9 protein-coding genes are annotated in these 13,914 nt (G+C 50.2%); 4 read left to right on the top strand and 5 right to left on the bottom strand.

Features of this window, described 5'->3' with window-relative positions:
- The first annotated feature begins 139 nt into the window (after positions 1–139).
- Together hxpB and dgt are read left to right on the top strand one after the other, a co-directional pair.
- Positions 140–805, top strand: coding sequence for a hexitol phosphatase HxpB (gene hxpB, locus HRH59_RS04120; RefSeq protein WP_173500006.1), 666 nt, complete (start codon positions 140–142; stop codon positions 803–805).
- 2 nt (positions 806–807) lie between these two features.
- Positions 808–2,265: a dGTPase gene (dgt, locus tag HRH59_RS04115; protein ID WP_173500005.1), complete on the top strand. Its 1,458-nt coding sequence runs from the start codon at positions 808–810 to the stop codon at positions 2,263–2,265.
- Between the two features lie 26 nt (positions 2,266–2,291).
- Here the strand turns inward: dgt and HRH59_RS04110 are convergent, their stop codons facing one another.
- Positions 2,292–4,100, bottom strand: coding sequence for an alpha/beta fold hydrolase (locus HRH59_RS04110; protein ID WP_173500004.1), 1,809 nt, complete (start codon positions 4,098–4,100; stop codon positions 2,292–2,294).
- 106 nt (positions 4,101–4,206) lie between these two features.
- Between HRH59_RS04110 and HRH59_RS04105 the strand changes: the two genes are divergently transcribed.
- Both HRH59_RS04105 and HRH59_RS04100 read left to right on the top strand, forming a co-directional pair.
- The gene (locus HRH59_RS04105; RefSeq protein WP_173500003.1) at positions 4,207–6,267 is read left to right on the top strand and encodes a winged helix-turn-helix domain-containing protein; all 2,061 of its coding nucleotides are present in this window, start codon (positions 4,207–4,209) and stop codon (positions 6,265–6,267) included.
- A gap of 96 nt (positions 6,268–6,363) precedes the next feature.
- Complete coding sequence (locus HRH59_RS04100; RefSeq protein WP_173500002.1) at positions 6,364–7,341, top strand: aldo/keto reductase; 978 nt, start codon at positions 6,364–6,366, stop codon at positions 7,339–7,341.
- A gap of 4 nt (positions 7,342–7,345) precedes the next feature.
- On the opposite strand, the gene HRH59_RS04095 is transcribed toward HRH59_RS04100, so the two are convergent.
- The 4 genes from HRH59_RS04095 to HRH59_RS04080 form a co-directional block, all read right to left on the bottom strand.
- Complete coding sequence (locus tag HRH59_RS04095) at positions 7,346–7,993, bottom strand: TetR family transcriptional regulator (protein WP_173500001.1); 648 nt, start codon at positions 7,991–7,993, stop codon at positions 7,346–7,348.
- A 2-nt stretch (positions 7,994–7,995) separates the two neighbouring features.
- The gene (locus tag HRH59_RS04090; protein ID WP_173500000.1) at positions 7,996–9,456 is read right to left on the bottom strand and encodes a coniferyl aldehyde dehydrogenase; all 1,461 of its coding nucleotides are present in this window, start codon (positions 9,454–9,456) and stop codon (positions 7,996–7,998) included.
- Positions 9,457–9,633: 177 nt separating this feature from the next.
- On the bottom strand, positions 9,634–10,854 hold the full coding sequence (locus HRH59_RS04085) for a sugar MFS transporter (protein WP_173499999.1): 1,221 nt from the start codon (positions 10,852–10,854) through the stop codon (positions 9,634–9,636).
- 47 nt (positions 10,855–10,901) lie between these two features.
- A complete protein-coding gene (locus tag HRH59_RS04080) occupies positions 10,902–13,439 on the bottom strand; it encodes a glycoside hydrolase family 3 protein (protein WP_173499998.1) in 2,538 nt (845 codons plus the stop codon).
- Between the last annotated feature and the right edge of the window lie 475 nt (positions 13,440–13,914).

The raw sequence follows: 13,914 nt of genomic DNA, 5'->3' as shown, positions 1-13,914 counted from the left end.
TGCATTTGCAATATCAAGTATCAAAGTGATTTCATTTAGTTATATTTTGGCACGAGCTTGGCTATGCCATAACGCAGGCAGTTTTTTGTAAGTTAAATATCGTTAGTCGATCATGTTCGTATGAAATTCTGGGGGCGCGGTGTTTCAGGCAGTTATTTTTGATATGGACGGCGTGCTGATCGACTCAGAGCCGTTGTGGCATCAGGCCGAACAGCAAATTTTAGGCGGCCTTGGCGTCGACTTTAACCAGCCGCCGTTATTGCAAAGCACCGGCTTAACTACCGCCAGCGTCATTGCGCACTGGTATCAGCACCAGCCGTGGCCTGAACTGACGCCGGCGCAGGTACAGCAGCGTATTATCGACTTTGTCGCCAGTGGCGTCGCCAGTGAGGGCAACGCCAAAACCGGCTTGCCGGCGCTATTAGAGGCCATTGCCGCACAACAGCTGAAAATTGCCGTGGCCACCAATTCACCAAAACTACTGCTTGATACCACGCTGCAACGGTTGAATATTACGCATTACTTTAACGCCCGTTGTCATATTGAGCTGGTAAAGCAAGGCAAACCGGCACCGGACATTTACCTGTTAGCCGCCGAAAAGCTGGGCGTAGCGCCGCAGCATTGTTTAGTGTTTGAAGATTCATCTGCCGGCGTTACTGCCGCTAAAGCCGCCGGCATGACAGTGGTTGCCATACCGGCCGCGCATGAATGGCACCACAGCAAATTTGATATTGCCGATCATAAAATCCGCTGTTTTACTGAGTTTGACTATCAGCACTGGCTGCAAGCTTCAGCTAAGGAGTAGCGATGGACTTTCGCCTGAAAATTAAAGCCGACCGGCCACTGCAAAGCCGTACCTCAGAGTTGCAACTGGCGGTAGAAAGCGACCGCGGCCGTATTATTAATTCAGCGGCGGTGCGGCGTTTACAGCAAAAAACCCAGGTGTTTCCGCTGGAGCGCAATGCCGCTGTGCGCAGCCGCTTAACCCATTCGCTGGAAGTACAGCAAAGCGGCCGTTTTATTGTACAAAGCATTTTCCGGCTGTTATCTGCCAAAGAGCAGGCAGAATACGGCTTAACCGATCTGGAGCGGCCGATTGAATCACTGGTAGAAATGGCCTGCCTGCTGCACGACGTGGGTAACCCGCCATTTGGCCATAGTGGCGAAAACGCTATTAATCATTGGTTTAGCAATGCATTACCACAACTGACGGCACAGCATCAGCTGCAGCACAACAGCTTGTGGCAGACATTGAGCACCGAGCTGGCACAATTTGAAGGCAATGCCCAGGCGATACGGCTGGTGCACAGCTTACAGCGGATGAATCTGACGTTCTCGCAACTGGCTTGTATCTTAAAGTACACCCGTATCGGCACCGCCGCCAAACCGGATAAAAGCCACAGCCAAAGCTATCTGCAGAAAAAGCCCGGCTACTATTATGCCGAACAGCAACTGGTCGAAACCCTGTGGCAACAACTGCAAACCGCAGCGCACTGCCGTCATCCGTTAACCTACATTATGGAAGCCGCCGACGACATTTCCTACTGTCTGGCCGATCTGGAAGATGCGGTAGAAAAAGGCTTGCTAAGCTTAGCTGAGCTGGCGCAGCAGCTAAATAAGGCTTTTACTGAACTGGAACCACAACAACGTTTAATCAGTAGCCACAGTAGTGGCAGTGAGAGCTTTTCGGCGCTGATAAAAGCCGCGCTGGATAAAGCGGCAGATGAGCCGATTAATAAAACCTCAGAATTTTTTATCAAATTGCGCGTAGGTATGGTCCACCCGTTGGTGCGCCATGCCGCACAGCAGTTTATTGGCAATATCGACGCGGTATATCACGGCACCCTGAACCGCGCCCTGCTGGAAGATGGCAGCCAATACCATGCCATAACGGCCACCTTTAAACAGGTAGCTCGCCGCTTTGTGTTTAACCAGAGCGAAGTAGAAACGCTGGAGTTGCAGGGCTTTCGTATTATTGCCGGTTTACTCGACAGTTATCTGCCGTTATTGCAGTTGGCGGCGGCTGATTTTAACGCGGTATTACAAAACCGGGCTTATCATCTGCCGCAGCAACAACGGCTGGCACATCGCTTGCCGAATAAACATCTGGCAGCCTATCAGTTGGCAGTGACGCAAATGGCTGCAAACGACAGCGCTTTGGAGCTGTATTATCGCTGTCGTTTGCTGCAGGATTTTATCAGCGGCATGACCGATCATTTTGCTTTTGATGAGTATCAAACATTAGTAAACTGCCACAGCCGCTGAAAACTGCCTTAACCGGCAAAGTACTGTTACGGCAATTGCATCTGGTTAAACAGCCAATCCAGCGCTGACTTAATTTGCTGCGGTTGCTGTAATGGCACCAGGTGATCGCTATCAGCCAACGCAATGTATTGGCCATTAGACAAAGATGCTTGCTCTGCGCTCCAGCTGCTTCCTTCTTGTTGCCACTGCAGCAGTGCGGCTGCCAGCTCCGGCTCGTTAGCTGCCTGCTCAATTTGCAGTTGTTCAAAATCACTGTCAATCACACTTACCGGTATGCTTGTTACCATTGGCAGTGCGGCATAACCATCCAGATCTGCAATATAAGCAGCGATCTCTCTGGCACGGGCCTGCTGCTGCGGAATAAGCAAGCGTAGCTGCATAATTTGTTCAAAGTAGGTCCAGTCCACTTGCACGTCATGCCCTGCCACTAATTGTTTTATCTCACTGTATTCCGTTTCCAGCTTCTCTTTCGTTCTGTCTGTCCAGTTACCTGCGGCAAGATGCGGTAATAACGCAGGCAGATTTTCCAAATACCAGTCTGCCGGATAGCCCTGATACAAGCTTAGTGAGTGTGGTAAAGGAATATCCGGATCGATATATAGCATGGCTTTAATATCAAACTGCTGTTGATACTGCTGATAAAACCAACGGGCACTGATACCGGCACTTGAAAATGACACCAGTGTTACTTGCTCCTCTTCCAGCTGCTGCAATACAGCGGCCAGATCATCGGCAAAACGACGGTATGACAATGTATCGGCAATGCTGCTAAAAGCATTGCCCAGCCGATCAATGCTATATACCCGATACTGCTGCGCCAACAGTGGCTGCAAAGCAGCAAACCAAGCGCTGTCACTATGGTAGTTATAATTAGGCCCCGCCAATAACACTACCGCCGGGCCGGGGTTATTCAGCCCCATAGCGCGGACATGGAATTGTCCTTGTTCAGTACTGACCAGTTGCGAGTGTTCAGGGAGTTCGGCTTGCTCTACCGTGGCGAAAAAATTCAGAATTTTCCGGCTGGTATCAAAACCATCAAACTGCCAGTTGTGGCCGCCGTCTTTAATGCTAAACAGCTGGAATTTCTGTTTGCCATTATGGTAGCTGCTCAGGTTAACGTTGGCGTGCAGTGATTTTTGCAGCACATAGGGTAAGCTGCTGTTTTTCTCTGCCAGCAAGGCGATAGCATCTGGTGAGCTAATTAAACCAAAGTTGCTGTGCACCATGCCATTGTAGGGCAGCACCGGGTCAGCCGTGCCGTGCACCATCATCATTGATACCGGTTGTGTTGGGGCGCAACTGGATGCCAGTTGGATAGACATGGGTGCCGCGACCACGGCCACAGCTTTAAAAGCGTGCGGCAGATTGCAGGCCAGGTTTTGCACAAACAGGCCGCCCTGAGAATAGCCGGCAGCATAAACTTCGCCCGGCGTTACATTGTGCCGCTGCTGAATCTCGGCAATCATGTTTGAGGTAAAGCCCAAATCATCAGCGCCCAGCCGGTGGGCAATATTGCACTCGCAACCTTCGTTCCACTCAACCTGCTCTGACTCGGGATAGGCGACGATATAGTCGTTGCTGATTTTGTCAAACTGACTAAGCGACTGCATCTCCTTGCCCCGGCCGCCCGAGTGGTGAAATGCCAGCAGTAGTTTGTAACTGTTAGCCGGCTGGTAATTGTCTGGCAGTGCCAGCCAATACTTGCGACCACCCAGCTGGATGAGCTGAGTCTGGTCAGTGGCGTTGGTATCGTCTTGCTTTTTGTCGGAAGACTGACAGCTTTGCAGTGTCAGCAGCATTATTATCGCGGCTATTGTCTTTATATGCGGTTTCATATTAGTTTCCTGTTAACCGATTGCATGGCAAGCTTAAGCCGCTAACCCGGATTTGCCGTGGCCTTAGTACTGATGATTTTGTGATGAAAAGCTTACCGGACACCTTATGACAACACTGTTAGCCGCAGCATGCCTTTGGCAGCTGGGGCCGCTACACTATGACGCCAACCAGCGCCAACTTAGTAATGCTGATAAGCAGCTCTATCTGGAGCCGCGTCAGCATCAGTTGCTATTGTGCTTGTTGCAGGACGCGGGGCAGGTAGTCAGCCGTGATACGCTGATTGCTAAGGTATGGCAGGGGCGTATTGTCAGCGATAGTGCAATTAACCGTGCAGTGTCGATGTTGCGCAAAGCCTTAGCCAGCCTGGATCAACACACCGACTATATAGAGACAATGCCGAAACTGGGTTATCGTTTGTTGGTAGCGGCCAATACCCGGGCAGGCACAGACGCAGCCGTGCCGCACGCGGCAGCGGCCGCGCCGGTCGCCCGGCGTCATCGCTTTTATGCGGTGTTATTGCTACCACTGCTCACAGCAATCGCAGTGATTGCATGGTGGTTTATTACCAAAGAGGTGCCACACGTCAAGGCCGGGCATGTAGCGCCACAAAGCAGTTTTAACGGTGTGGAAAGCCAGCTTAGTATAAATAACGCTGCTACGGTATTGTTGTATCAGCGCCAGGCAGATAATGGCCATCAGCAGATTTGGCTGCACAGGCTAACGGATAATAATCACAGGGTGTTGACGCCTGCAGAGCAGGAGAGCCGTAACGCGGCAATAAGCCCGGATGGCAGCCAGTTTGCTTATGTGCGCCTGGCTGCCGGAGGCTGTCAATTGATGCTGCAGCCGATACTACCGCAGCCAACAACAGAGCAGCAGACGACAAGCCGGTTGTTACATCATTGCCCAACCGATAATACGCCGTTGTTAAGCTGGCACCCGGATGGCAAGACATTGTATTTTCGCCAACGCACAGATAAAACTCAGCCGTATCAGATTTATCAGTTACATATCGCCAGCGCGGCGGTGCGCCAGCTAACCTTGCCGCCAGCGAATTACGCCGGCCTGGGGGATATTGCCGTAGCCGCGTCAGCTCAGCAGTTGGCCCTGCTACGTTACACCACGGCAGATAGGAGTGAATTACTGCTGCTGGACCCTAATAGTGGCAGCATCATTCAAACGCAGCCATTGCCGCTGCGGGCGACTGCGCTAACCTGGTATAACCAACAGATACTGTTGCTCAGTGCCGGCCAGATGCTGTACCAGTATCACCTGCCAACAGCTAAGTTAACGCCGTTGTATCAGGCGGCCGACCCGGTTACTTCCTTTGTGGTTGCCAGCAACGATACGCTGTATTTCACTACCGCCGGGTTAAGTGCTGACATCTGGCACATCGCCCCAGGTGCAGGTGCTGAGGCGCGCATTAACAGCTCGCGGCCGGATACTATGCCGCGTCTGTCGCATGACGCGACACAACTGGCTTTTCTCAGCACCCGTCAGGGCCACGAACAGCTGTGGTTGCAACTAGCAGATGGTACTGAACAATTACTAAGTGAATTACCCGGTCAACCGGGTTTTATCCGCCCGGAGTGGTCAGCAGATGATAACCATTTGTTATTTAGTAAAGACGGTGCCGCCTACAGTGTGGACATTAGCAATGCTAAGCTGCAAACGCTGCTAACTGCCGATAAACAAGTTGGCATAGCAAATTGGGGACCAGACAACAACACTGTATTATACAGCAGTCAGCGCGATGGTGACTGGCAGTTATGGCTATATAATACAGCCAATAATACCGAACAAAAACTCACAACTCATGGCGGCTACAGCGGCCGCATTTGGCAGGGAAAATTGTATTTCAGCAAGTATCATCAGGACGGCCTCTGGTACAAGGATTTGCCTTCCGGCAACGAACAGTTGCTGTTGGCACAGTTTGACAAAATAAACTGGCTGAACTGGCATATTGATCGAAATAACTTGTATTACTACGTGCCCGGTCAGGGTATTTACCGCTTTAATCTGGTTAACGGCGACAACACACTACACCTGGCTGAACCCGGCAGGTTTGTCCGGCATTTTAGCGTACGTCATGGTAAGACAGTATTTGTGCGCTACCGCGAACTGCAAGGCGATATTTATCGTCTGCCGCTGATACAGTCGCATTAACTCAGATCAATTGCTGTCGCCCTGCAATTTTGTCACACTCTGCTCCACCTTACCGGCCCAGACACCCGGTTTTTATTTACTACTACAGGATTTGCTATGTCAGGTAACAAATATCCACTGGCGCACTATATAAGCCGCAACAGTCCGCTGGTATTTGGCTGTATGGGTTTAGGCGGCGGTTGGAGCCGCGAGCCTATAAGTAATGCCGATGTACAACAAGCCCATGCTGCGGTCGACGCTGCCCTTGCAGCCGGTATTTGTGTATTTGACCATGCAGATATTTATACCCACGGCAAAGCTGAGCAGGTGTTTGGCAAGGTGCTGCAACAGCGGCCACAGCTGCGTGAGCAAATCAGCCTGCAGTCTAAATGCGGCATTCGCTTTGCTGATAACGCCACACCACAGCGCTATGATTTCTCAGCTGATTGGATCCTGCAGTCGGTGGACAATATTTTATCGCGGCTTAACATTGAGCAGTTAGATCTGTTGCTGTTACACCGGCCGGATCCGTTGATGGAGCCGGAAGAGGTCGCTGCGGCGTTTTTGCAGTTACAGCAAAGCGGTAAAGTAGGCCATTTTGGTGTATCGAATATGCAGCAACACCAAATGGCGCTGCTGCAGGACGCGCTGCCTATTCCGTTGGTGGCAAATCAGTTGGAGCTGAGCTTAAGCCATCTGGCATGGTTGGATGAAGGCACTACAGCCGGTTGCAGCGGCGAGCCGGGGGTTAATTTCAGTAGCGGCACTATTGAATACTGTCGCCGCAACAAAATACAGCTGCAAGCCTGGGGCAGTTTAAGCCAGGGTTTGTTCAGCGGTAAAGATGTCGCTGATGCCGCGGCGAATATTCGTGCTACGGCCGAACTGGTGGCGCAATTAGCGGCAGAATATCAGGTCAGCAAAGAAGCGATTGTACTGGGCTGGTTAATGCGCCACCCGGCCAATATTCAACCGGTAATCGGCACCACTAATATTCAGCGTATTAACGCCTGTGCTCAGGCGACCAAAGTACAGCTAAGCCGTGAACACTGGTATGCACTGTATCTGGCCGCGCGCGGTCGCGCCTTACCCTAGCGGTTTATTCCTGCGCCGCGCCCAACCATAACCGGCGCAGAGCCGCTGTCAGCTCAGCGCTAAAATCCCACTGCAATTGCGCCAACCCCGCTTGCTGCACTAACGTTTTTACTGCAGCAGGCAACTGTGTGCTTTGATACAGCCCCAGCGTTAGTGCATAGCTGTGCAGCAATAGCTGGCTGGCACGGACAGGGCTCAGGGTGGGAAAACGCGCCGCCAGTTTTGCGCCCAGCGCGTCCAGTGCCTGTGCCAGCTGTTGTTTAAACGCCAGCAACTGCGGCTGCGGCAGGTTTTGCTCCAGTACAGCACTCAGCAAAGCCAGCAACGGCAGTAAGGTCGGTGATTGTTGCAGCAGCTTAAGATAACCTTCGGCAAAAGGCGCTGCCGCCTGCGGTAAAGGCCGCGGTAGCTGCGTAATCAGCTGGTCCAACGCAGTGAACAATTCAGCAAAGTCTTGCGCCAGCAGCGCGAGGAATATCTGCTCCTTACTCTGAAAGTAGCGGTATACGGTGCCCTTGGCCAGACCGGCATCAGCGGCAATATCGGCCACAGTGGGTAAACGTTGTTGCTGTAAGAACAAACGCCGCGCGGTACTGAGAAAATCGGCCCGCCGCTGCAATTTCGCCTCTGCGCTGATGGCATTTTGTTTCATATTCAGCCTTTTAACTTAATCAGCCAGTCGGTTAGTTTATGCACCAGCTTACCGTATGGCGGCAACAACATTGCCACACTGTTATAAGCGCCCTGATAAAACACCGGCCTGAGCTTGCTGAAGGTTAAAAACCCTTCGTAACCATGATAATGGCCCATGCCGCTTTGGCCGATACCGCCAAACGGTAAATCGTGTTGGCCGACATGCAAAATGGCGTGGTTCAACGTAACGCCACCGGACATCACCTGTTCCAGATATTGCTGCTGCAACGCTTTGTCATGTGTAAACGGGTAAAACGCCAACGGCCGGGGCTTGCTGTTGATATAACTGATGACATCAGCGGCAGTGCGGTAACTTTTAACCGGCAATAACGGGCCAAAAATCTCTCGCTGCATCACCAGCATGTCATCGCTAACGTTAAACAGCAGCGTAAGCGGGAATTTGCGCAACCCCGCTTCCGGCGTCTGATCCGGCATCAGGTTTACTGCAGTGGCGCCTTTGGCAACGGCATCGTCCAACGTTTGTTGCAAGCGGTTGTAAGCCCGGTCATCGATGATGGCGGTGTAGTCGTTGTGGTTGATATCCGGATAGCGCTGCGCCACCAGCTTAAGCGCCAGCGCAGTAAATTGCGCTTCACTGCCTTCCGGCAAAAACAAGTAGTCGACGTTGGTACAAATTTGGCCGGCATTAAATGCTTTAGCCCAGATAATACGATCTACGGCTTTTTCCAGCGGAAAATCAGCTGCCACCACCGCCGGTGATTTCCCCCCCAGCTCCAGCGTTACCGGCGTGAGGTTTCTCGCAGCACTGGCCATTACCGCACGCCCGGTTTGTGCCGAGCCGGTAAAAAATAAATGGTCAAACGGCTGAGCGGAAAATGCCGGACCACTGCCGGCGTTATCAGCAAAAATCTGCAATTTTTCAACCGGAAAATACTGTGGCACCAGCTTAATAAGCAATTGCGCCAAATGCTCTGAGTTTTCTGACATTTTTACCATAGCGCGGTTGCCGGCAGCGAAGATGGAAACCAGCGGTGCCAGCGATAGCATTATCGGAAAGTTCCACGGTACTATAACGCCGACCACGCCCAATGGCTGCGGCAACACAACACAACGCGAGGTAGGAAACAGTAAGCGGTCAATATGGCGCTGTTGTGGCTTCAGCCATTTTTTCAATTGTTTTTTCGTGCGGGCAATATCTTCCAGCACCATTAAAATTTCCGAAAAGCGCGTTTCAAAGCGGCATCGGCTGCCGTAATCGGCATTTACTGCCGCAACTAAAGCCGCCTCGTTGTCGCGAACTAACGCCTTTAACGCATCTAAATCTGCCAGACGCTGTTGCAGCGCAGGCACCGGGTTAGCATGGTAAGCCAGGCGCTGCTGCGCCAAACAATCGGCAAATTGCGTAAAAGCAGGGTGTTGCGCGGCCGGATCTGCAGCGCTATCGTTGACGGGCTGGTGCATGCTAAACCTCAAAGTGACTGGCGGTCATTTATTCTCAGAGGTTAGTGACCAGCAGTCATTTTGTCAAATATGGTTAAGGGAACACGGCCTAAATGCGCCTGACTACAACTGGGTGTTGTAGCAAAAAAACAGAGCAGATTGATTGCCTCGCAGGAAAACCAATCTGCTCCTGAGCTGCTAGCGCTTAACTTTATGGCCGCTTAATCCGTAAAACACAATAAAGATGTAGCATAACAACGGCAGCATATATGACAACACTAAACCCAAGCTGTCTGCCATCATACCTTGTAACACCGGTACGATAGCACCACCCACGATAGCAAGGCACAACAAGCCGGCGCCCTGGCCGGTATATTTATCAAGCCCCTGCAACGCCAGGCTGAAGATAGTTGGAAACATAATAGAGTTTGCTAAACCAATAGCCAACAACGCCCACAACCCCACACTGCCTAACGATGTCATAGCAACGATTAACAGCACTATTGCCGCAACAGCGTTAAAAGCCAGCAACAAACCGGCGTTTATGCGCTGCATTAATACCGCACCGACAAACCGGCCAATCATGGCTCCGCCCCAATACCACGCTACATAGTGTGCTGCTTCAGACTCTTTTAATCCGGCAACTTCCGGCAAACCAATAAAATTCACTATGGTGGAGCCAATGGCCACTTCTGCACCCACATAAACAAAAATTCCTACCGCACCTAACAGTAAATGTTTAAATGGCAGTAACTCACGCAGCGCAATTTTCTCAGCCGCAGTGGTATTTCTCACTACCGGCAAATTTAACCTGGAGAAAATGAACGCGACGGCAAACAGTGCAACAGTGAGTATCAAATAAGGTAATTGTACCGAACCGGCATCGTCGCCGGCTTTAAACTCACTCAGAATCAAAAGTGCCCCAAATAACGGTGCCACCGTAGTGCCTAAAGAGTTAAACGCTTGCGTCATCGTTAAACGGCTGGATGCCGTTTTCTCACTACCCAGCACCGTAACGTAAGGATTTGCTGCCACTTGTAAAATGGTAATACCTGAAGCCAAAACAAACAGCGCTGCCAAAAACCAGGCATAACTGTGAAAGCTGGCTGCAGGCAGAAAGTTCAAGGTACCGATGCCGGCTATGGTCAGACCAAGCACAATGCCTTTTTGGTAGCCAACGCGGTTTATTAATGCACCGGCCGGTAAAGACACCAGAAAATAGGCACCGAAAAAGCAGAACTGGATTAGCATTGCCTGGGTATAGTTTAGATCGAATACCGCTTTTAAATGCGGGATCAAAATATCATTCAGGCAGGTAATAAAGCCCCAAATAAAGAACAGAAAGGTCAATGCAGGAAGCGCCCAGCTACTTACATTCCCGCCACTGTCCGGCGTTGCAGAGGTGTTGATGGTTTGCATACTAATCCCCGGTAAAGGCAGCAAATGCTGCCATTATTGTTTAATTACTATTGTGCACAACCGATATCTGAGCGAATGTTGCCTGACGTCAATCTGATATTTGCCAACGTTAACTGAAACGGTGCTTTGCTGCTTATCAGAAACGGTTGTTGCAAATGATTCAGTGCTGCGCCTTTGCCGGCAAAACAGCTTAAGTCAATCGACACCAAACGCCATTGGTTAAGCGCTTTATCTTTCAATAAACCGGATAAATCGACTTCAGCACCGCAACCTGAACCACATGACATACCCAGCATTACCGGTGCTTCAGGCGCTGCAGACCATTTCATATCCAGCACGAGTTGGTTGTACCCTGAGGCATCCAGAGGTTTATCAGTATGCAAACCAAGCGTAGCTGATGAAGACGTTTGCCAGTTAAGTAATATTGCATCTTCCTGCTTTTGCCAATTCACCGCAGCAAAGGTCAGGCTGCCATCCGGGCTTTGGCTTTTATTACCACTAACCAATGCCGCACCGCTGGCATCTTTAAGTTGCAGGCTAAAACCTTCTGCCGGACGGCGTTCAAATAAATTCAGTGTACCGGCTTCGGTAACCACTACAATGTCAGTTTGCTCAGAAAGGTCGTTTGGCAGCATCACGGAATCGGCGTAAGTTAAACCATAACCAAAAGCAAACAGTGGATCATAGGCTTTGTCACCTACATTTAATGGTTGGCTGTTTGCATCTTTGGGCCAGGAAAACGACAATTTACCGCTAAAGTCATAGCGGACTTCGTCGTTGCCGTCGCGTAGTAACACATCAGCTACAGCCTGACCTGCGGTACCCGGCAACCACGCCGCAACAAACGCATCTGATTGATTCAGCTCAGGGTTGACCCACAATGGCCGCCCGGATAAGAATACCGTAACAACCTTAATGCCGTCTGCTTTTAACTTTTTAAGAAGCTGTAAGTCACTGTCTGTACCGGATTGATAGTCTAGCGTCGGAACATCACCATCAAATTCGGCGTACGGGTTTTCACCAATTACCACTATCGCTACATCGGGCTTTTGTTGATAGCTGCCATCAACACTTAACTCTGCCACGCCACCAGCTACAGTAACTTGATCAGCAATACCTTGATAGATTGTCTGACCATTCGGAAAGTCGGCATTCAGGTTGCCGGTACCTTGCCAGCTGATGGTCCAACCGCCGGTTTGTTTACTCATGTTGTCCGCACCGTCACCCGCGATTAAAATTCGCTGTTTTGCGGATAATGGCAAAATATTGTTATTGTTCTTCAATAATACTAACGATTCGCGTACAGCTTGAGCTGCCAGCGCCTGATGTGCCGGTACAGCTGTTATTTGTTGCTGCGGTGCATGTGTTGACGGCGCGCCGCGCTCAAACAACCCTGCACGCAATTTAACGCGCAAAATCCGCGTTACGGCATCATTTAATCTATCGGAAGGAATAACACCAGACTTTGCCTGCTCCAGAGTATTGTAATAGAGCGCCTTCCAATCCTCAGGCACCATCAAAATGTCCACACCGGCATTCACTGCAGCAGCGCAATCAGTGTTGCTGCAGCCCGGAATTTGGCCATGACCATTCCAATCGCCAACTACCACACCATCAAATCCCATACGCTGTTTCAGCACTTCAGTGAGTAAATAATGATTGCCATGCATTTTCTCGCCATGCCACGTGTTGAAAGACGCCATAATGGTTTGTACACCCGCTTCTATCGCGGTGATATACCCCTGAGCGTGCACGCGCACCAAATCAGCTTCGTTGTCGAGATTATTTCCCTGGTCTTTGCCGCTCAGTGTGCCGCCATCACCCAAATAGTGTTTTGCCGTAGCGATAACACGACCACGCTGCATAAATTCGGCGCCAGGAGCCCCTTGAATACCTCTCACCAGAGCTGCACCCAGCGATTTAACAATAGCCGGATCTTCTGCATACGCCTCATAAGTGCGCCCCCAGCGGTCATCTCTGGCAACCGCTACAGTAGGAGCAAAAATCCAGTTAATGCCGGTAGCCATCACTGTTTCGGCGGTTACCTTACCGATGTCCTCAACCAGTTGCGGGTTATTCGAAGCACCAAGGCCAATGTTGTGTGGAAATACCGTCGCGCCATATAAATTATTATGACCATGTACTGCATCTGTGCCCCACATAGACGGGATAGCACTACCATCAATACTGTCGTCAACGGATGCATGATAATAGGCATCGGCTAAAGCTGACCAATCTGCCGCAGTGGATTTTTTATTGTCGTTGGGATAAGCACCTCCTCCGTTAAGGACGGAACCAAAGCCGTATTGACGCATATCCTCCAGGCTAACCCAGCGTATATCCGGTTGAATCAATTGAGCCACTTTTTGCTCTGGTGTCATGGCCGCTAAAATTTGCTGAATTTGCAGCTCCAATGTCGGGTCTTTTTTAACCGGGCTACTTACAGCCGGCCAGTACTCAATATTATGCTGCAACTCCGCTTTAGCAGACGAGGCCGTATTTGTGGCTGCCGGATCGTTATTACAACCTGCCACAGCGAGCGCAATAGTTGACAACAGCAAAGCCTGTTTTGTGAGATGATACATAGTCAAAATCCTATACTGGCCTTGCTAAATATAAGTTGGCAAAGCGTTTCTATAGAGGGGAATATATTTAGAAATGGTCAATACAGAACGATAAAGCGCTGCTCTGTCGCCAGTTGAATGTCCCCGCGTCCGGATGTCATGTCATGCATGACGGCAAATCTGAGATCTGCTCTGTTATTATAATTTTCGCTTATTAGCGGCAAACCGACAATGTAAGCGTTTACATTTTTATCGCATATCGTCGGGATTGCCAACTGTTATTTTTTAAGCTTTTTGCGAAATGCTGCGCAAAAATCAGACTAAAAAATTAAAGAAACACAAAAAGACGAAAATAAACACATGATAATAAACAAATTATTATATTTGCCATTAAAGATTAATTTTTTTGTATTGACGGTTGAAAAAAAATCACCTAAGTTTATGAAAGCGCTTACAGATGCGTCATCCTGTTTTTTGGCGACCTGTTCGGCGTTTA

The organism is Rheinheimera lutimaris, from assembly GCF_013283795.1.
In the GTDB taxonomy this organism is placed as follows: domain Bacteria; phylum Pseudomonadota; class Gammaproteobacteria; order Enterobacterales; family Alteromonadaceae; genus Alishewanella; species Alishewanella lutimaris.
This window is presented reverse-complemented; position numbering and strand designations above follow the sequence as displayed.

Bases quoted from the DNA above. Each gene is read 5' to 3' on its own strand.
- dgt (WP_173500005.1), top strand. From the start codon at position 808: ATGGACTTTCGCCTGAAAATTAAAGCCGACCGGCCACTGCAAAGCCGT.
- HRH59_RS04110 (WP_173500004.1), bottom strand. From the start codon at position 4,100: ATGAAACCGCATATAAAGACAATAGCCGCGATAATAATGCTGCTGACA.
- HRH59_RS04105 (WP_173500003.1), top strand. From the start codon at position 4,207: ATGACAACACTGTTAGCCGCAGCATGCCTTTGGCAGCTGGGGCCGCTA.
- HRH59_RS04100 (WP_173500002.1), top strand. From the start codon at position 6,364: ATGTCAGGTAACAAATATCCACTGGCGCACTATATAAGCCGCAACAGT.
- HRH59_RS04095 (WP_173500001.1), bottom strand. From the start codon at position 7,993: ATGAAACAAAATGCCATCAGCGCAGAGGCGAAATTGCAGCGGCGGGCC.
- HRH59_RS04090 (WP_173500000.1), bottom strand. From the start codon at position 9,456: ATGCACCAGCCCGTCAACGATAGCGCTGCAGATCCGGCCGCGCAACAC.
- HRH59_RS04085 (WP_173499999.1), bottom strand. From the start codon at position 10,854: ATGCAAACCATCAACACCTCTGCAACGCCGGACAGTGGCGGGAATGTA.
- HRH59_RS04080 (WP_173499998.1), bottom strand. From the start codon at position 13,439: ATGTATCATCTCACAAAACAGGCTTTGCTGTTGTCAACTATTGCGCTC.